This is a genomic window from Pseudoroseomonas cervicalis, assembly GCF_030818485.1.
Lineage (GTDB): Bacteria > Pseudomonadota > Alphaproteobacteria > Acetobacterales > Acetobacteraceae > Pseudoroseomonas > Pseudoroseomonas cervicalis_A.
Window position 1 is genome coordinate 1,942,348 of sequence record NZ_JAUTAJ010000004.1, and the last position, 17,910, is coordinate 1,960,257.

Genomic DNA, 17,910 nt, shown 5'->3' on the forward strand with positions numbered 1-17,910 from the left:
GCGCGGTTTTCCGCAGATTCGCCGGCCGCAAGCGGGCGCGCCGCCGCGCCGCGCGGCGCGGCTCAGCCCGGCGGCAGGGTGAAGATCTGCCCCGGATAGATGCGGTGCGGATCGCGGATCTGGTCGCGATTGGCGCGGTAGATCACGGTGTAGCGCGTGCCGCGGCCATAGGTGCCGCGGGCGATGCGCCACAGGCTGTGGCCGGGCTGCACCGTCATCTGCCCGGGCGCCGCGGCCTCCGGCGCCGCCTCGCGCTGGAAGGGCAGCTCCAGCCGGGCGGCGACCTGGCCGCGCGGCCCGATCTGCTCGACCCGCAGCGTGTGCAGGCCGGGGGCGGGCACCGCCTCGGGCGTCAGGGTCCAGCGGCCCTCGGCATCGGCGCGCGAATCGCCGGCATGGGCGCCGTCGACATAAAGCCGCACCGCCGCCCCGCCAGGGGCGCGGCCGGCGAAGCGCATGGCGCCGCCTTCCTCGTAATCCACCACGTCGAGGCCGAGCGCGCCGCTCGACACCCCGGCCGCCGGCGCGGCGGTGGCGCCCGATGTCGCCGCCGCCTGGCCCGGCGCGGCGCTGCCGGAGGGGGCGGCGGCCGGCGCGGCGGCGCCCGGCGCCGGCTCGCCCTGCAGCAGGCGCGGCGCGGCGTCGCTGCCCGGCGCCGGCAGCAGGATGGCGACCGGCCCCGGCGCGGCGGGCTGCGCCGCATCCGGCGCGGCGCTTCCGGCGGGGGCGGGATCGGCGGCGCGCGGGGCGGTGGCGCGGCTGTCGGCCAGGCGCGGGCGCGGCGCCTCGGGCTCGGGCACCAGCACCACCACCGTGTCGCGGCCCTGCTGGGTCACGCCCTCATTCTGCGCCTGCAGCGACAGCTCATGGCCGCCGGGGGCCAGCGGCTCGGCCGGCAGGATCACCCATTCGCCGCGCGCATCGGCGCGCGCCCGGCCCAGCTCGCGCCCATTGTCCTGCAGCGAGACCTCGGCCCCCGGCGCGGCGCGGCCGGCGACCACCGCATTGCCGCGGGCGCCGATGCGGGCGATGTCGAAGCTGGGGGCGGAGGGCGCGGCGGCGGCGGCCGGGGCGGCGGCGGCCGCGGGGGCCGTCGCGGCGGGGGCGGCCCCGGTGGCCGGCGCCGGCAGGGCGCGCGCCTCCCCGGCCGGGCGCGGCGCGCGGCCCAGCCACCAGGCGGTGCTGCCCAGCGCGGCGCAGCCCGCCACCGCCAGCAATGCCAGCAGACCGGCGCGTTTCTGATCCATCATGGTTCCGTAACTAGGCGCAGCCGGCCCCGCAGGACAAGGCGGTTTCGCAAGCCCGCGAAACCGCCTTGCGGGGCGTGGCGGCGCGGCCTCACATCGGGGCTCCCGCCGCCCCGCCAAGGAGACCGCCATGCCCGAGCCCGCGCCGATTCGCGTCAAGGTCTGGGATGGCTGGGTGCGGCTGGTGCACTGGGCGCTGATCGGGCTGATCGGCCTGTCCTGGTGGAGCGCCGAGACCGGCCGCATGGATCTGCACATGACCAGCGGCTACGCCATCCTGACGCTGCTGCTGTTCCGCCTGGCCTGGGGGGTGCTGGGCTCGGACACGGCGCGGTTCGGGCGCTTCCTGCGCTCGCCGCTGGCCGCCTTCGGCCATCTGCGCCACCTGTTCCGGCGCGAGCCGGACCGCGAGATCGGCCACAACGCCGCCGGCGGCTGGATGGTGCTGGCGCTGATCGCGGCGCTGCTGACCCAGGCGGTCAGCGGCCTCTTCGCCGACGACCAGATCTTCACCAGCGGTCCGCTGGCGCGCAGCGCGCCGCCTGCGGTCAGCGACTGGGCGACCTGGATCCATATCCGCGCCTTCAACCTGATCCTGGCGCTGGCGGCGCTGCATGTGCTGGCGGTCGGGCTCTATTTCCTGGCCAAGGGGCAGAATCTGGTGCGGCCGATGATCACCGGCTGGAAATGGCTGCCCGCCGGCAGCACGGCGCCAAGGCTGGCGCCCTTCTGGCTCGGCCTGCTGCTGCTGGTGCTGGCCGCCATTCCGGCGCTGCTGTTCCGCACCGGCCTGATCGGCGGCTGAGGCGTAGCGCAGCCGGGGCGCTCCCCCCTGCCCGCCTGGGCCGGAGCGGAGGGATGACCATGCCCTCCCTCCCGTCCCGGCCCTGACCGGCAGCAGACAGAAAACCGGCGGCTGACGGATCAGCGGGAGCGGTAGGCGCGGTGGCAGGCGCCGCAGGTGGCGCCGGCCTCGCGGAAGGCGGTGGCGGTGGCGCCGGCATCGCCGCTGGCCGCCGCCTGCTGCAGCCTGCCCAGCGCCGTGACCATGTTGGCGGCGGCGGTCTCGAAGCCGGCGCGCTCCGACCAGACGGTGGCGCGGGCGCGGGTGTCGCCCTGGTCGCTGCCGGGCGGGAAGAGGTTGGGCAGGGTCTGGAAGAAGGCGGCCATCGCCTCGGCGCGCGCCGCCACCGGCCCGACCGCCTCGCCGCGGTCGAGGATGCCCTTGATGGCCTCCATCTCGCCGCCCATGCGCTTCAGCCCTTCCTTGCGGGTGGCGATGACGTCGCCCTGGGCCCAGGCGGGCGGGGCGGCCGGCAGGGCAGCCAGCACGGGCAGGGACAGGGCGCAGGCGAACAGGAAACGCTTCATCCGCATTCTCCACGGGGCTTGGGCAGGGGCGGCCATCAGACCATGCCGGCCGGCCGCCGCGCAGCCGCTTTTCTTCCGGCAAACTGCAAAGGCACCCTTGCCGACCTCTCCGGGCGGGGTTATACGCCCCGCCCACCAGCCGATCGGGACACCGAGCGGCGCGCTGGCCGGGACGACGGAGCGTAGCTCAGCCTGGTAGAGCACTGTGTTCGGGACGCAGGGGCCGGAGGTTCGAATCCTCTCGCTCCGACCAACTGAACCGGCCAGCGGAAACCCCGCCTGCCCCTGGCAGGCGGGGTTTTTGTTTGTCCGGCCAGGACCGCGTCGGGCCCCGCCCCGGGCAGGCGAGGCGGGCCGCCGGCCGGCCGGGCCAACCCCCGAAGCGGCTTTTTTTCGTCGCCGCACCGATCCCCCCGAAAAGTTGCACAGATTTTGCTTCGGCATCGATACCACCGGCGGCACGAGGCCGCCGGCGGGAAGGAACCCTGCCGATGAAGCCGCATCTCGCGCTTGCCACTGCCTTGTCCTTGAGCATTCCGCTGCTGGCCTTGCCGGCCGCGGCGCAGACCGAGATCGAAAGCCTGGGGCTGACGGTCACCGCCACCCCCTCGGTGTCGAGCGACTATCTGTTCCGCGGCATCTCGCAGACGCGCAACCGCCCGGCCATCCAGCTGACCCTGGATGCGCAGCATGAGAGCGGGTTCTATGTCGGCGCCTTCGCCAGCAACGTCACCTTCCCCGGCAGCAATGCCCGGCAGGAGCTGGACGTGCTGGCCGGCTACCGCTTCGAGCTGGCGGGCGTCAGCCTCGACCTGGGCGGCGTCTACTACACCTATCCGGGCTATGACACGCCGACGGGCAGCTACGACTACAATTACTTCGAGGCGATCCTGAAGGGCAGCTACACGCTGGACCCGGTGAAGTTCGTCGGCACCGTCGCCTGGTCGCCCAATTTCTACTTCGAGACCGGCTCGGCCGTGTATGTCGAGGGCGGCGCCGATATCAGCCTGCCCTTCGACTTCACCCTGGCCGGCCGCGTCGGCTACCAGTGGATCGAGAAGAACACGCGCTATGGCGCGCCCGACTACACCAACTGGTCGATCGCGGTGACGCGCGAGATCGTCGGCGGCTTCATGCTGACCGTCGGCTATTACGACACCGACGTCTCGAAATCCGAGTGCTTCGCCGGCGCCAAGTTCTGCGACGCCCGCGCCATGGTGACGCTGAGCCGCGCCTTCTGACGCCACCCCCGCCCGGTGCCCCCGGCGGGGGCGCCGGCCGGCTGCCGGCCCCATGCCGCCGCATGGCCCGGGCGGCCCGGTGCCTGAGCGCCAAGGCCCGGCCCGGGCGGCTCAGCGCCGATACCCGCCCGGGCGGCTCAGCGCCGCCGGCGGCGCGGCGGCGGGGTGCGCCCGGCGCCCCAGTACATCAGCGCGCGCACCGGCCAGGCCCAGAGCGTGCCGGCCAGCACGAAGTACGGGATCTGCACGGCCCAGTGCTGGGCCAGCACCCAATCCCCCACCCGGAGCACCAGGGCGAGATAGGCGACGAGCCCGAGAATGCCGATGATCCAGGCGATGAGCGGACGTGACATGCCCCCGCTCCTGGCATGGCGGCGGCGCTTCGCCAAGCCCGCAGGGCCGAATCCGCCGCGCGGGACGCAGCCGCGCGCAGCCGCGCGTTGCAGCCGGCGCCCCGGGCGCCTAGTGTCCGCGCCGATCCCGGGGGTGCCTGCCGCCCCGCCTCCCTCCGCCTTCGCCTGACCGAAAGACCGCGATGACCGGCCTGTCCCCCGCCCCTGCCCCCGCCCCTGAAGCTGCCGGCGCCGATGCGTTGGACCTGAAGGCGCATATCCGCGGCATCCCGGATTTCCCGAAGCCCGGCATCCTGTTCTACGACATCTCCACCCTGCTGCGGCACGGGCCCGCCTGGAAGGCGGCGATGGGCCGGCTGGCCGCGATCGTGAAGCCGCACCGCCCGACCCTGCTGGCCGGCATCGAGAGCCGCGGCTTCCTGATCGCGGCGCCGCTGGCGCTCGAGCTCGGCCTCGGCTTCATCATGCTGCGCAAGCCGCGCAAGCTGCCGGGCGCCACCATCGGCTATGATTACGACCTCGAATACGGCAAGGACCGGATCGAGATCCAGGCGGATGCGGTGAAGCCGGGCGACCGCGTGGTGCTGCTGGACGATCTGCTGGCCACCGGCGGCACCATGGCCGCCGGCATCCACCTGCTGCGCAAGGCGGGCGCCGAGGTGCCGCTGGCCGCCGCCCTGATCGAGCTGACCTTCCTGAACGGCCGCGCGCGGCTCGACGTGCCGGTCGAGACGCTGGTCGCCTATGACGACTGAGAGCGGGCGGTGCGGCGTGCGGATTGCCATCTTCCCGCCGCGCCCGTCTGCGACAGCGGCGGCATGACCTCCTCCGGCCGCCGCGCCTGGCTGCGCCTCTCCGCCCTCGCCGCCCTGTCCGGGCTGGCGGGGCGCGCCCGGGCGCAGACCACCCCTCCCCCCGGCGCGCCGCTGCCGGACAGCGCCACCCTGCTGCTGCCCGGCCCCGAGGGGGGCGAGGCGGCGCAATGGGCGCGCAGCCTGGCCGCCGGCCTGGTGCGCGGCCTGCCCCAGGCCGTCGCGCTGCGCAGCACGGTGCTGGGCGGGCCGGACGGCGTCACCGCCGCCAACCGCTTCGCGACGCTGGAGGCCGGCGATGGCCGCACCCTGCTGGTGATGCCGGGGCTGGCCGCGCATGCCCGGCTGGTGGGCGAGAGCCGCGCGCAATACCAGCCGGATTCCTGGCTGCCGCTCTGCGTCTCCTGGCAGGGGGCGGTGCTGGCGGGGCGTGGCCCCGGCCTGCCGCCGCGCGGCGGCGCGCCGCTGCGCCTGGCCCTGCCCGGCCCCGAATCGCCCGAGGCCTCGGCGCTGATGGCGCTCGACCTGCTCGGCCATGCGGCGGTGCCGGTCTTCGGCCTGGCCGGCGCGGCGGCGGCGGCGGCGGTGCAGCGCGGCGAGGCCGATGCGATGCCGGTGGCCGACCCGCTGCCGCCGCTGCGGGCGCAGCAATGGGGGCTGACCCCCTGGCTGGAGCTGGACACCCCGGCGCGGCGCGACCATCCGGAACTGCCGGCCTTCGGCGCCGCGCCGGCGCGGCCCTCGCAGGTGGCGGCGGCGCAGGCCGGCTTCGCCGCGCTGCGGCTGCGCGCCGCGCTGATGCTGCCCGGGCTGACGGCGGCCGATGTCGTGGCGCTGTGGCGCCGCGCCGCGCTGCGCTGGCAGGAGGAGGAGGCGAAGCAGCCGCTGGAGATCACCGCGCCGGCGCTGGTGGGGGCCGAGGCGCGGGCGACCATGGCGGCGCTGACGCCGCCGCCCGATGCGGTGCTGGCCTATCGCGAATGGCTGCTGCGTCGGCTGGCCTGGCAGCCGGGCTGAGCCGCGCTGCGCGGCCCGTGCCGCCGCGCCGATCTGCAGGATGCCGCTGCTGCCGCGCCGCGGCGGAAGCCCGGCCCGGCGCCCTGGCGGGCCGGACCGCCCGCGCCGCTCAGTGCTGCGGGCCGAGGCCGGCGGCGATCTGCTCGTTGATGCCCAGGATGAAGTCGAGATCCGGCCGGTTGCGCCCCAGCTCGCGCAGCATGGCGGCGCCGAGGCTCAGCAGGCCCTGGCGCAGCGGCAGCGGCAGGGTGCTCTCCGGCGCGGCGATGGCGACCAGCACCGCCTGCCACAGCCGGCGCGCCTGAGCCTGCGCCGCCTCCCGCGCCAGCCGGTCCTCCCCCGCCGCGCGCAGCGCCGCGTTCACCTGGCGGAAGGCCGCCGCCTCCAGCGCGCGCGCGCCGCCGCTCTCCGGCGCGACGCAGCCGGTGGCGGGCATGGCGGGCTCGATCAGGGCCAGGGCGGAGGAATGGGACACGCGGGCATCCTTTCAGCGGCCGGCGGCGCCGGCGTGAAGCACGGGACGGTCCCGCCCGGCGGGCGGCACCCCGGAAGGCGGCGCCCCCCGGTTCGGGGCGGCGCTGCCTCTCGGCAACAGGACGGTGCTTCTGCGATGTCCGCCACGGCTTCGGCCCTGGCCCTCCGGCGGGGCGCCCGCCCCTGGGGGGCTTCGGCGTCCTGCTCGGTGTGACCTCACCATGCCGTGTGGAGTCCTAAGGTGCAGTTAAAATCCCGGGGATTTTTGCGCTTTTCCCGCTTTTTGTGGCGAGGGCGGCGCCCCGGCTCAGCCGCGCGCCGCCAGACCGGCCAGCACCTGGCCGTTCAGCAGCAGCAGCAGGTCGAGATCGGGGCGCGGCCCGGCGCATTCGCGCAGCACCGTGGCGGCCAGCCGGCCGAGGCCCTGGCGCAGCGCCTCGGGCAGGGTGTTGTCGGGGCGCGCCAGCGCCAGCAGCACGCCCTGCCACAGCCGGCGCAGCAGCAGCAGCGCCGCCCGCTGCCCCTCCGGCCCGGCGGCGCGGCTGTTGCGCAGCTGGCGCTGCACCAGGCGGAAGGCGGCCGCCTCCTGCGCCCGGCCGAGGCGCGGCGCGGGCGGCAGGGCGGGGGAAGCCGCGCTCATGCCGGGCCCGGCGCGACGCTGCCCGGGGCGAGGGTGGCGACGGGCACGGCGGCACCCGGCAGCGGCGCCGGCGCGGCGCCGGGCATGGCCGCCAGCACCGCATCCTCATGCTGCATGACCCGCCGCACCAGCTTCAGCGCCTGGTAGCATTCATCCTGCTCGGCCTGGGCCAGGGCGCTTTCCAGCAGCCCGCGCGCCAGGTTGGAGGTGGTGGCCTGCTGGAATTCGGCGATCAGGTCGCGCGCCAGCTCCAGCCCGCGCTCGCGCTCCTCCTCATTGCCGATATAGGCGGTCTGCAGCGCGAAATAGATGCGCCGCGCCGGGGTGGTGGCGGCGTCCGGGGTCATGATCTGCTTGCCGAAGAGGAAGCGCGCGCGGCTGGTCAGCTCGATCCGGGTGCGGTTGCGGAAACGCAGCGGGGCGCCGTTGACGACCAGCAGATCGCCCTGGCGCAGCTCGAGCACGAGAGTGGACATGGAGGGGCTATTTCCCTGGCAGGCGGAGGAGCGTGAGGGGGGGCGTGGCGCGGCGACGGGCCGCGTCCGGCGGCCAGGCCGGCCGCGCCGGGGGTCGGGACATGACCGCTCCTCGCACCGGGCCGCCGGCCATGCCGGCATGGCCCGCCATGCCCGGGGGGCGCCGGGCCGCCGCGCTGACGCGCCGCGCCGCCGGGCTGGCGGCGCGGTCTCACCCTGTGTTGAGAGAGGTGAAGCTGCGGTTAAACGAGGCGCCTCAGCAGCAGCAGGGCGCCGGCCACGTCCTGGCCGCGCTCCTGCCGCAGCACGCTCTCCTGCTCGGCCAGGATGCCGAGGCCGGCCCCTGCGCAGAGGCCGCGCAGATGCGGCAGGGCGTGGCGGTAGCGCAGCCCCTCCCCCAGCGCGTAGGGGCTGGCCGCGCCGGTCTCGACGCTGAAGAGGGCGAGGCCGCCCGGGCGCAGCGCGCCGGCGATGGCGGCGAGCGCGGGGGCCAGATCGCCCAGATAGTTCAGCACATCGGCGGCCGCGACCAGGTCATAGGCGGCGGGGCGCGTCGGCAGGAAATCCAGCAGATCGGCCTCGTGCAGCGCGGTGTAGCAGCCGGTGCGCGCCGCCTCCGCCAGCATGCGGGGCGCGAGGTCCAGCCCCTCCAGCCGCCGCGCGAAGGGCGCCAGCGCCAGGCCGGACAGCCCGGTGCCGCAGCCGAGGTCGAGGATGTCGAGCGTGCCCTCGGCCGGAACGCCCCCTTCGGCTCCACCATGGGCCGCCAGCAGCGCGGCCAGCGCCTGCGGCGTGCGATAGGCCAGGCGCTGGGTCAGCTCCTCGTCGAAGCGCGGCGCGTACTGGTCGAACAGGTCGCGCACATAGGCGGCCGGGGCGCGGTCCGGCGCCGCGGCGGCGCCGAGGGCGGCCAGCAGGAAACGCGCCTGCCCGGCCAGGCCGGCCGCCTCTCCGGCCAGGCGCAAAGCCGCCTCGGCCTCGCGCCGCGCCTCGGCCCCTGCCCCGGCCTCGCGCGCCGCATGGGCCAGCGCCAGCCGCGCCTCGGCCGAGCGGGGCTCGAGCTTCACCGCCTGGCGCAGCGGCGGCAGCGCCTCCCGCGCCCGGCCCAGCGCCGCGAGCGCCTGGCCCAGATGCCGCAGGCTCAGCCCGTCCTGCGGGCGGCGCCGCAGCGCGGCGCGCAGCGCGGCCACCGCCTCCTCCAGCCGCCCGGCCTCGGCCAGGGCCGCGCCGAGCGAGGCCAGATAGACCGGCGCCTCGGGCTGCCTTGCCACGGCGCGGCGGATCAGCGCGATGGCGCCGGGGAGGTCGCCCTGCTGGCGCAGCACGGTGCCGAGCAGGTTCAGCGCGTCCGGCTGCTCCGGCGCCAGCGCCAGCACCTGGCGGTAGAGCGCGGCGGCCTCCGCCAGCGCGCCCTGCCGGTGCAGCGCCGCGCCCTGGCGCAGCAGCGCCGCCGGATCCGCGGCGCCGCTCAGAACAGCCCCTCGATGCGGCCCTCTTCATCCAGGCCGATGCCCTCGGCGGCGGGGCGGCGCGGCAGGCCGGGCATGGTCATGATCTCGCCGGCGATGGCGACGATGAAGCCGGCACCGGCCGAGAGCCGCACATCGCGCAGCGGCAGCACATGCCCCTCCGGCGCGCCCATCAGCGAGGGGTCGGCGCTGAAGGAATACTGCGTCTTGGCGATGCAGACGGGCACATGGCCGAAGCCCGCCTCCTCGAACTTCTTCAACTTGGCCGCCACCGGCGGGGGAATGGCGACGCTGGCGGCGTGGTAGATCTCGCGCGCCACCGTCTCAATCTTGCCGGAGAGCGACATGTGGTCGTTGTAGAGCGGCTCGAATTTGGCGGTGCCGCCGGCGATCAGCCCCTGCACGGCGCGGGCGAGATCGGCGGCGCCCGCCGCGCCATCCGCCCAATGGGTGCAGAGGATGGCCTCGGTGCCGAGCTTCGCCATCGCCGCCTTCACCGCCGCCACCTCGGCCTCGGTGTCGCTGGTGAATTTGTTCAGCGCCACCACCACGGGCAGGCCGAATTTCTGCATGTTCTGCACATGGCGGGCCAAATTGGCGATGCCGCGATTGACCGCCGCCACATCCTCGGTGCCCAGCGCCGATTTGGCGACGCCGCCATGCAGCTTCAGCGCCCGCACGGTCGCGACCACGACGCAGGCCGAGGGGGCGAGGCCCGCCTGGCGGCATTTGATGTCGAGGAATTTCTCGGCGCCCAGATCGGCGCCGAAGCCGGCCTCGGTGACGACGACATCGGCCAGCTGCAGGGCGAGCCGCGTGGCGATGACGCTGTTGCAGCCATGCGCGATATTGGCGAACGGCCCGCCATGCACCAGCGCCGGCGAGCCAGCGAGCGTCTGCACCAGGTTCGGCGCCAGCGCGTCGCGCAGCAGCGCCGCCATGGCGCCATCCGCCTTCAGGTCGCGCGCGGTGATGCTGCGCCCGTCCCGCGTCTGGCCGATGATGATGCGGCCCAGCCGGGCCTGCAGGTCGGCCAGGTCCTTCGAGAGGCAGAACACCGCCATCACCTCGGAAGCGACGGTGATGTCGAAACCATCCTCCCTCGGAAAACCGTTCGGCACGCCGCCCAGGGCCGCGGTGATGCCGCGCAGCGCCCGGTCGTTCATGTCGATGGCGCGGCGCCAGGAGATGCGGCGCGCATCGAGGCCGAGCTCATTGCCCCAGTAGAGATGGTTGTCGATCATCGCCGCCAGCAGGTTGTTGGCGGCGGTGATGGCGTGGAAATCGCCGGTGAAGTGGAGGTTGATCTCCTCCATCGGCACCACCTGGGCATGGCCGCCGCCGGTGGCGCCGCCCTTGACCCCGAAGCAGGGGCCGAGCGAGGGCTCGCGCAGCGCGATCATGGTGCGGGTGCCGAGGCTGTTCAGCGCATCGCCCAGGCCGATGGTGGTGGTGGTCTTGCCCTCCCCCGCCGCGGTCGGGTTGATGCCGGTGACCAGCACCAGCGCGCCCGGCCTGTTGGCTTCCTGGGCGCGCAGGAAATCCAGCCCGATCTTCGCCTTGTAGCGGCCATAGGGCTCCAGCGCCGTGTCGGGGATGCCGGCGCGGGCGGCCACCTCCTGGATCGGAAGCAGCGTCGCCGCGCGGGCAATGTCGAGATCGGTCGCCATGAAGGAGCCTTGCGCGAGAGGAGCAGAGCGACCGGCTTAAACAAGGCGTTACCCCACGGCAAGCGGGGGGCGGCCAATGGCGGACAAGCGCGGCCCCGGCGCCGCCTCGTTGCCGCCCCGCAAGAGTGACAACATTTACAAGAGTGTGGCCGCGCCGTATCGGGACCGCTCCCGCCGTATCGCAGGGCGCGCGCCCGCCGCCGCCCTGCGCCCCCGCCACCGGCCGCCGGCCACCCCCGCGAGGGAGCTGCATGCTGACATTTCTCGCCTATCTCATGGTCGTGGTGTTCATGACCCTGATCATGACAGGCCGCCTGCCCGCCCTGCTCAGCCTGATCCTGGTGCCCACCGCCTTCGCCCTGCTGGCCGGCTTCGGCGGCAGCATGGGCCCGATGATGCTGGAGGGCATCCGCAGCCTGGCGCCGACCGGCGTGATGCTGCTCTTCGCCATCCTGTATTTCGGCATCATGATCGATGCCGGGCTGTTCGACCCGGTGGCGCGCACCGTGCTGCGCTTCGTCAAGGGCGACCCGGTGCGCATCGTCATCGGCACCGCGGTGCTGGCGATGATCGTCTCGCTGGATGGCGACAGCGCCACCTCCTACCTGATCACCACCACCGCGATGCTGCCGCTCTACCGGCGGCTCGGCATGAACCCGCTGATCGCCGCCTGCGTCATCATGCTGGCCGCCGGCAACACCAACCTCACCCCCTGGGGCGGGCCGACGGCGCGCGCCGCCAGCGCCCTGCATCTCGACCCCAACGCGCTGTTCGTGCCGCTGGTGCCCTCGATGATCGCCTGCGCGCTGACCACGATCGGCATCGCCTGGCTGCTCGGCCGGCGCGAGCGGGCGCGCATCGGCATCGCCTCGCTGGACCGGCTGGACGATGTGCCCGCCCCCGCCGGCGGGCTGGTCGACACGCATGATCCCGCGCCGCCGGAGCGCCGGCCGCATCTGCTCTGGGTGAATCTGGCGCTGACGCTCGCGCTGATGGCCAGCCTGCTGCTGGGGCTGCTGCCGCTGCCGGCGCTGTTCATGATCGCCTTCGCCATCGCCATGGTCATCAACTACCCGAAGATGGAGGACCAGAAGGCGCGCATCGCGGCCCATGCGCCGAATGTGCTGGCGGTGGTGTCGCTGATCTTCGCCGCCGGCATCTTCACCGGCATCCTCTCCGGCACCGGCATGGTGGAGGCGATGGCGCAGAGCGTGCTGGCCATCATCCCCGAGGGCGCCGGGCGCTACATCCCGCTGATCACCGCCATCGTCAGCGTGCCCTTCACCTTCTTCATCTCCAACGACGCCTTCTATTTCGGCATCCTGCCGGTGCTGGCGCAGGCGGCGGCGGCGCATGGCATCCCGCTGGAGGCGATCGGCCGCGCCTCGCTGGTCGGGCAGCAGGTGCATCTGCTGAGCCCGCTGGTCGCCTCGACCTATCTGCTGGTCGGGCTGTGCAATGTCGATTTCGGCGCGCATCAGCGCTTCACCCTGCCCTGGTCGCTGCTGCTGGCGGTGGTGATGCTGGGCGTCTCGGCGCTGCTCGGGGTGATCCCGGTCTTCTGAGGACAGCGCGGCGGCGGCCGGCCGGCCGCCGCCGCGGCCACGTCCCGGGGGTCGCCATGGCCCTTGGCGGGCCGCGCATCGTCATGTCATCGTACCGGCAGAAGCAGAAAAGCCTGCCGGAGAAACGTCCATGCGCCGTCGTACCCTGTCCGCCCTGCTGGGCGGGCTGCCCCTGCTGCCTGCCCTGCCGCGCGCCGCCGGCGCGCAAGGCGCGCCCGCCGCCCCCGCCGGCGGCGCCTGGCCCAACCGCCCGGTCACCATGCTGGTGCCCTTCGTGGCCGGCGGCCCCTCCGACATCGTCGCCCGCGCCATCTCCAACCGGATGAGCCAGACCATCGGCCAGACCGTGGTGGTGGAGAACCGCCCCGGCGCCAATGGCGAGATCGCCGGCCGCGCGCTGGCCCGCGCCGAGCCGGATGGCTACACGCTGATGACCGGCTCGATCGGCGTCTTCGCCATCAACGCCGCGCTGCGCCCCGATCTGGGCTACGACCCGGTGAAGGAATTCGCCCCCGTCACCCTGGCCGTCACCACGCCCAATGTGCTGGTGGTCAATCCGGAGCGCGTGCCGGTGCGCGACGTCGCCGGGCTGATCGCCTGGCTGAAGAGCACAGGGCGCAATGCCAGCTACTCCACCAGCGGCGTCGGCTCCTCCGACCAGATGACGGCGGAGCTGTTCAAGCAGCGCACCGGCACCGATGTGGCGCATGTGCCCTATCGCGGCGGCGCCGCGGCGGCGACCGACCTGATCGCCGGCAATGTGCAGATGTCCTTCCAGAATCTCGGCACCGTCGCCGGCCATATCCAGTCCGGCCGGCTGCGCGCGCTGATGGTGACCGATTCGCGGCGCCACCCGGTGCTGCCCGACGTGCCGACCTCGGCCGAGGCGGGCATCGAGGATTTTGTCGTCACCTCCTGGCAGGCGGTGATGGCGCCCTCCGGCATGCCGGCGGCGCTGCGCGGGCGGGTGCATGCGGCGGTGGCCGAGGCGCTGCGCCACCCGGAGGTGCAGCCGCGGCTGGAGCAGATCGGCCTGAGCGTGGTGGCCAACACGCCCGAGGATTACAGCCGCTTCCAGCAGGCCGAGATCGCGCGCTGGCGCGAGGTGATCCAGCGCGCCGGCATCAAGCCGGAATGAGACGACCCGCCGCGCCCGCCGCATGATCCGGATCCGGCGACTGATCCAGATCAAGGACGGCGCGGCGCGGCGCGCCTAATCCCTCCTGCATGGCGGCAATGGCCGCCTGCAGTTCCGGCGGCGACGCCGGTCCCATGGTGGCCCCGCCGCCTGGATGGAGAGGTTGGTCGTGATCAAGACAATGGGCGGCACCCTGGCCGCCGCCGCGATGGGTGTGGCGCTGCTGGCCGCCCCCGCACAGGCGCAATCCCCGGAGCCCGCCTTCCGCGGCAAGCAGGCCGGCGACCTGGTGCTCGGCTTCGGCCTGATCGGCGTGCTGCCGCAGAGCGGCGGCCGGGTGGATGCGATCGGCGGCAAGCCGGACGCTTCCGACACCCTGACCCCGCAGCTCGACCTGACCTACTTCCTGACGCCGCAGATCTCGCTGAACCTGATCGCCGCCACCACGCGGCATGATGTGAAGGTGCGCGGCTCGGCGCTGGGCGATGTCGATCTCGGCCGCGTCTGGGCGCTGCCGCCGACCCTGACGCTGCAGTTCCACCCGCTGCCGCAGGCGCGCTTCAGCCCCTATCTCGGCGCCGGCATCAACTACACCGTCTTCTATGGCGAGGGCGGCAGCCGCACCGCGCCGGTCAGCAAGGTCGATATCGAGAACAGCTGGGGCTGGGCGCTGAATGCCGGCTTCGACTACGCGCTGAACGACCATTGGGGCGTCAATTTCGACGTGAAGAAGCTGTTCCTGCGGCCGGATGTCTCGGTCAATGGCGGCGCCATCGGCGCGCGGGCGGATCTCGACCCGTGGATCGTCGGCGCCTCGCTGCGCTACCGCTTCTGAGCGACGGGCCGGCCGCAGGAGGCGGCCCGGCCGCGCATCGCGGCCGCGCGGGGAAAAGCCCCGCCGCCGGCCGCCGAGTTTCCCGGGGGGCGCCCTTGCGGCGCCCTCCGGCGTGCCGGCCCCCGGCCCGCTGCCGGCGGCTCAGCCCTGGCGCCCGGACGCCGCGCCGCTGCGGGCCAGCTGCGTGCCGGCGCTGCGCGCCGGGTGGCCCGGCGTGGCGGCGGCCAGGCCCAGCGAGACGGTGGTGACGCGCCAAGCGCCGTCCTGCCAGGCCAGCTCCAGGCCCAGCCCGGCCCCGGCCGGCTGCCCCGCCATGGCGGGCTGCGGCGCCAGCGCCAGGCGCAGGCTGGACCAGCCGGTCATCTGCCAGCCCTCCCAGCGCGCCACCGGGCGCAGCACCGCGTCGCTCAGGCCCGGCGCCGCCTGGCGGCGCACCGCCACCGCCTGGCGCAGCGCCGCCGCATCCTGCCAGCCGCGCTGCATCTCGCCCGAGAGCATCGCCAGATAGGCATCCGCCGTGCCGCCCAGGGCCGGCAGGGCCGGCGCCGCCTGCGGCGCGCGCGGCGCCGCCTGGTCCAGCTGCGCCAGCAGCGGCGCCACATCCTGCCGCAGCAGCATGCCGGCCAGCTGCACCGCCGCCGTCACCGGCGTCAGCGCGGCGGCGCAGAGCCCGGCGCCGGCCAGCACCGCCAGCAGGGCCAGCGCCAGCCGGGCGCGGCGCGGGCGGCGGGCGGTGGCGGGCGCCGCGGGGCGCGGCGCGGCCGGCGCCTGGCCCGCATCATAGTCTGCCCAGACCTGGTCCCAGCTGGCCTGATCCGGATCGGCCTGGTTCCGGCCGGGGCGGGCGATGTCGCGGGGCTGTTCCGCCGGGGCCGGCCGGGCCGGCGCGGGGCGCGGCAGCACGGCGTGGAGCGGCAGGAGAGCAGTGTCAGGGAGTCCCGCGTGTCGCATGAGAGTAGCAAAACCTCGTCCTTGTCTCGGTTTTGAGATTAGTGGGACGAGGGTAAGAGGAGGGTTAACGGCGCTCACTTTTGTGCGATAGGCCAGATCTCCGCGACGGAGGCGAAGCGGGCGCGCCAGGGCCGCCCCTCCCCCGGGCCTCAGGCCTGGGCGGCGATGCCACGCTCCAGCGCGCCCAGCGCGGCGGCGAAGGCCTCGGTCATGGCCGCCGCCAGCGCCTCGGGGCGCAGCGGCCGCCCGGGCGGCAATGGCGCCGTGCCGGTCACCGCCAGCTGGCTGACCACGCGCGTGCCCTCGCCGCCCTCGCGCAGCAGCACGGCGGACAGGCCGGCGCGCGCCTCGCCCCGGCCGAGATCGGCCAGCAGCGCGGTCAGCTCGGTCTCCAGCGTCAGGTCGGCGCTGGCCCGGCTGCCCGGCGCCACCACGGCGGAGAACAGGCCGGAGCCGGCGAGCCAGCGACGCAGCGCCTCCTCGGCCAGTTCGGAGGGCGGCGCGCTCCATTCGGCGTAGAAATCCACCTGCTCGGTGCCGTCCTCGCGCAGGCTGCGCAGGCCGCGCGCCTCCAGCCCCGGCGCCGCGCGCATCAGCCGCACCAGCAGCACCCGGCGCGCCCGCCCGCCCGGCACCGGGCCGGGATGCTGCGGCGTCAGCGGGAAGCGGCGCACCTCGACATAGGGCCGGTCCGGCAGCACCGAGCAGGCGGCGAGGCCGAGCGGCGCGAGGGCCAGCAGCGAACGGCGAGGCAGGCGGGACATGGGCACGGGCTCCTGGCGGGGTGCGGCGGGGGCGTCAGCGGTAGTTCGGCGCCGGCGGCGGCGCGCCGAAGATCGCCTGGCCGGGGGCGCGGCGCAGCGCCTCGGTGGTGTCGCGCAGATTGCCGGCTACCGCCCGCAGGTCGCGCAGCAAGGGGCCGAGATCGGCATTGGCGTCCTGCGTCGTGGTGCGGGCGCTGCGCGCCACCTGCTCCAGCGCGGCGATGGCCGCCGGCAGCCGGGCCAGCGCCTGGCGCAGCTCGGCCGCGGCGGCCGAGGCATTGGCCAGCGTCGCCCGCGCCTCCGGCCCGCCCACCAGCCCGCGCAGCTCGGCCACCGTCTGGCGCAGCTCGCGCACCAGCCCGGGCAGGTCGGTCTCGCTGGCCATGCCGCGCAGCGCCGTCATGGTCTGCGCCGCCTCGGCCAGGGTGCGCGACAGGTCGCCCTCCTGCAGCTGCTGCTTCACCAGCCCGACCACGGCGCTGACATCGCCCAGCAGCTGCTCGATCGGCGCCTGCTGGATGCGGGAGAGCAGCGCCTCGGCCGCGTTCTGCACCTGCGCGACGGTCGACGGCATAGCCGGGATCACCGGATAGGCCGGCTCCCAGGGCAGGTCCTCGCGCGCCGGGAAGCGCGCCGGGTTGACGAAGTCGAGCTCGATATAGGCCAGCCCCGTGATGCCCTGGCTGGACAGCCGCGCGCGCAGCCCGCGGCCCACCGCGCGCTCGGCATCCTCGGCGCTGTCGATGGTCGCCTTGGCGGGGTCGAGGGCGAGGCGCACCAGCACCAGCTGGAAGGCCTCCAGCGCCTGGTTGCGGCTGGAGGGCGGGTATTCGGCATTGACCAGGCCGATGGCGCTGACCTGCCCCACCTGCACGCCGCGATAGCGCACCGCCGCGCCGACCTCGAGGCCGGTGACGCTCTCCCCCACATAGGTCTCGAAGATCATCGCCTGGCGGCCGATGCCGCCGCCGGTGAGGAACAGCACGAAGCCGAGGCCGAGGGCCAGCCCGGCCAGGATCAGCGCGCCGACACGGACATAGAGGCGCGAGGTCTGGGGCATGTCAGGCCGCCTCCCGGCGGAAGAAGGCGCGCACCGTGGGGTGCGTCGCATGGTCGCGCAATTCGCGCGGGTCGCCCTCGGCGATCATGCCCTGGGCCTGCTTGTCCAGCATGATGCAGCGATCGCCGATGGCCAGGATGCTCTGCAGCTCATGCGTCACCACCACGAAGGTGGTGCCGAGGTCGCGCGCCAGGTCGCGGATCAGCTGGTCCAGCCCGGCGGAGGTGATGGGGTCGAGACCCGCCGAGGGCTCGTCGAGGAAGAGCAGCGGCGGGTCGAGCGCCATGGCCCGCGCAATGCCGGCGCGCTTGGCCATGCCGCCGGAGATCTCGGCCGGCAGCCGGTGCGCCGCGTCGCCGAGGCCCACCAGGCCGAGCTTGATGCGCGCCACCTCCTCGCGCGCCGCGCGCGGCAGGGCGGTGTGCGCCTCGAGCGGCAGCATGACATTCTCGAGCAGCGTCATCGAGCCGAACAGCGCGCCCGACTGCCACATGACGCCGAGCCGGGCCAGCAAAGCGCGCCTTGTGGCGCCGCCGGTCCTGGCCAGTTCCTGGCCGAGGATGCCGATGCGCCCGGCACTCGGGCGGTAGAGCCCGATCAGCAGCTTCAGCAGGGTCGATTTGCCGCAGCCCGAGCCGCCCAGGATGACAAAGACCTCGCCGCGCTCGACGCTGAAGGTGACGTCGCGGAACAGGGTGTTGGCGCCGAAGGCCATGGCGACGCCCTCGGCCGTCACCACCGGGTCGCGCGCGACATGGCGGTGGAGATCGGGGCTCTCCCCGGCGGGGCGGGGCTGGCCGGCGGGCGGGCGGGGGGCGCTGCCCATG

General features: G+C 74.6%; 19 protein-coding genes and 1 tRNA gene. 8 read left to right on the forward strand and 12 right to left on the reverse strand.

What is annotated here, in order from left to right; translation table 11 throughout:
- Positions 1-62: 62 nt before the first annotated feature.
- Complete coding sequence (locus tag QE401_RS12980) at positions 63-1,247, reverse strand: LysM peptidoglycan-binding domain-containing protein (RefSeq protein WP_307138613.1); 1,185 nt, start codon at positions 1,245-1,247, stop codon at positions 63-65.
- A gap of 130 nt (positions 1,248-1,377) precedes the next feature.
- On the opposite strand from QE401_RS12980, the gene QE401_RS12985 reads away from it, so the two are divergent.
- On the forward strand, positions 1,378-2,052 hold the full coding sequence (locus QE401_RS12985) for a cytochrome b/b6 domain-containing protein (protein ID WP_307138614.1): 675 nt from the start codon (positions 1,378-1,380) through the stop codon (positions 2,050-2,052).
- Between the two features lie 119 nt (positions 2,053-2,171).
- On the opposite strand, the gene QE401_RS12990 is transcribed toward QE401_RS12985, so the two are convergent.
- Entirely contained in the window at positions 2,172-2,618 is a 447-nt protein-coding gene (locus tag QE401_RS12990) for a c-type cytochrome (RefSeq protein WP_307138615.1), read from the reverse strand.
- A gap of 176 nt (positions 2,619-2,794) precedes the next feature.
- Between QE401_RS12990 and QE401_RS12995 the strand changes: the two genes are divergently transcribed.
- Positions 2,795-2,871, forward strand: a tRNA-Pro gene (locus tag QE401_RS12995).
- Between the two features lie 238 nt (positions 2,872-3,109).
- Positions 3,110-3,859 carry a TorF family putative porin gene (locus tag QE401_RS13000; RefSeq protein ID WP_307138616.1) on the forward strand — a complete coding sequence of 250 codons (750 nt, stop codon included), beginning with the start codon at positions 3,110-3,112 and terminating at the stop codon, positions 3,857-3,859.
- Positions 3,860-3,996: 137 nt separating this feature from the next.
- On the opposite strand, the gene QE401_RS13005 is transcribed toward QE401_RS13000, so the two are convergent.
- Complete coding sequence (locus QE401_RS13005) at positions 3,997-4,212, reverse strand: DUF2842 domain-containing protein (protein WP_307138617.1); 216 nt, start codon at positions 4,210-4,212, stop codon at positions 3,997-3,999.
- Between the two features lie 239 nt (positions 4,213-4,451).
- Between QE401_RS13005 and QE401_RS13010 the strand changes: the two genes are divergently transcribed.
- Together QE401_RS13010 and QE401_RS13015 are read left to right on the forward strand one after the other, a co-directional pair.
- Positions 4,452-4,967, forward strand: a complete 516-nt coding sequence (locus QE401_RS13010) for an adenine phosphoribosyltransferase (RefSeq protein ID WP_307140236.1) — start codon at positions 4,452-4,454, stop codon at positions 4,965-4,967.
- Between the two features lie 63 nt (positions 4,968-5,030).
- Positions 5,031-6,041 carry a hypothetical protein gene (locus QE401_RS13015; RefSeq protein WP_307138618.1) on the forward strand — a complete coding sequence of 337 codons (1,011 nt, stop codon included), beginning with the start codon at positions 5,031-5,033 and terminating at the stop codon, positions 6,039-6,041.
- 109 nt (positions 6,042-6,150) lie between these two features.
- Here the strand turns inward: QE401_RS13015 and QE401_RS13020 are convergent, their stop codons facing one another.
- The 5 genes from QE401_RS13020 to QE401_RS13040 form a co-directional block, all read right to left on the reverse strand.
- Positions 6,151-6,516, reverse strand: a complete 366-nt coding sequence (locus QE401_RS13020; RefSeq protein WP_307138619.1) for a flagellar biosynthesis regulator FlaF — start codon at positions 6,514-6,516, stop codon at positions 6,151-6,153.
- Between the two features lie 306 nt (positions 6,517-6,822).
- Positions 6,823-7,155: a flagellar biosynthesis regulator FlaF gene (locus QE401_RS13025; RefSeq protein ID WP_307138620.1), complete on the reverse strand. Its 333-nt coding sequence runs from the start codon at positions 7,153-7,155 to the stop codon at positions 6,823-6,825.
- The gene (locus QE401_RS13030; RefSeq protein WP_307138621.1) at positions 7,152-7,631 is read right to left on the reverse strand and encodes a flagellar biosynthesis repressor FlbT; all 480 of its coding nucleotides are present in this window, start codon (positions 7,629-7,631) and stop codon (positions 7,152-7,154) included. Before QE401_RS13030 ends, QE401_RS13025 begins: the two co-directional genes overlap by 4 nt.
- Before the next feature lie 242 nt (positions 7,632-7,873).
- On the reverse strand, positions 7,874-9,103 hold the full coding sequence (locus QE401_RS13035) for a tetratricopeptide repeat protein (RefSeq protein ID WP_307140237.1): 1,230 nt from the start codon (positions 9,101-9,103) through the stop codon (positions 7,874-7,876).
- On the reverse strand, positions 9,100-10,770 hold the full coding sequence (locus tag QE401_RS13040; RefSeq protein WP_307138622.1) for a formate--tetrahydrofolate ligase: 1,671 nt from the start codon (positions 10,768-10,770) through the stop codon (positions 9,100-9,102). Before QE401_RS13040 ends, QE401_RS13035 begins: the two co-directional genes overlap by 4 nt.
- Positions 10,771-11,021: 251 nt before the next feature.
- Between QE401_RS13040 and QE401_RS13045 the strand changes: the two genes are divergently transcribed.
- From QE401_RS13045 to QE401_RS13055, 3 genes are all read left to right on the forward strand, one after another.
- Positions 11,022-12,335: a CitMHS family transporter gene (locus QE401_RS13045; RefSeq protein WP_307138623.1), complete on the forward strand. Its 1,314-nt coding sequence runs from the start codon at positions 11,022-11,024 to the stop codon at positions 12,333-12,335.
- A 130-nt stretch (positions 12,336-12,465) separates the two neighbouring features.
- Complete coding sequence (locus tag QE401_RS13050) at positions 12,466-13,473, forward strand: Bug family tripartite tricarboxylate transporter substrate binding protein (RefSeq protein WP_307138624.1); 1,008 nt, start codon at positions 12,466-12,468, stop codon at positions 13,471-13,473.
- A 169-nt stretch (positions 13,474-13,642) separates the two neighbouring features.
- Complete coding sequence (locus tag QE401_RS13055; protein WP_307138625.1) at positions 13,643-14,308, forward strand: OmpW/AlkL family protein; 666 nt, start codon at positions 13,643-13,645, stop codon at positions 14,306-14,308.
- 141 nt (positions 14,309-14,449) lie between these two features.
- Here the strand turns inward: QE401_RS13055 and QE401_RS13060 are convergent, their stop codons facing one another.
- From QE401_RS13060 to QE401_RS13075, 4 genes are all read right to left on the reverse strand, one after another.
- A complete protein-coding gene (locus QE401_RS13060) occupies positions 14,450-15,211 on the reverse strand; it encodes a hypothetical protein (RefSeq protein WP_307138626.1) in 762 nt (253 codons plus the stop codon).
- A 197-nt stretch (positions 15,212-15,408) separates the two neighbouring features.
- Positions 15,409-16,023, reverse strand: coding sequence for an ABC-type transport auxiliary lipoprotein family protein (locus QE401_RS13065; protein ID WP_307138627.1), 615 nt, complete (start codon positions 16,021-16,023; stop codon positions 15,409-15,411).
- A 34-nt stretch (positions 16,024-16,057) separates the two neighbouring features.
- Positions 16,058-17,083, reverse strand: coding sequence for an MlaD family protein (locus QE401_RS13070; RefSeq protein ID WP_307138628.1), 1,026 nt, complete (start codon positions 17,081-17,083; stop codon positions 16,058-16,060).
- A gap of 1 nt (position 17,084) precedes the next feature.
- Entirely contained in the window at positions 17,085-17,909 is an 825-nt protein-coding gene (locus QE401_RS13075) for an ABC transporter ATP-binding protein (protein WP_373461439.1), read from the reverse strand.
- Position 17,910 lies beyond the last annotated feature (1 nt).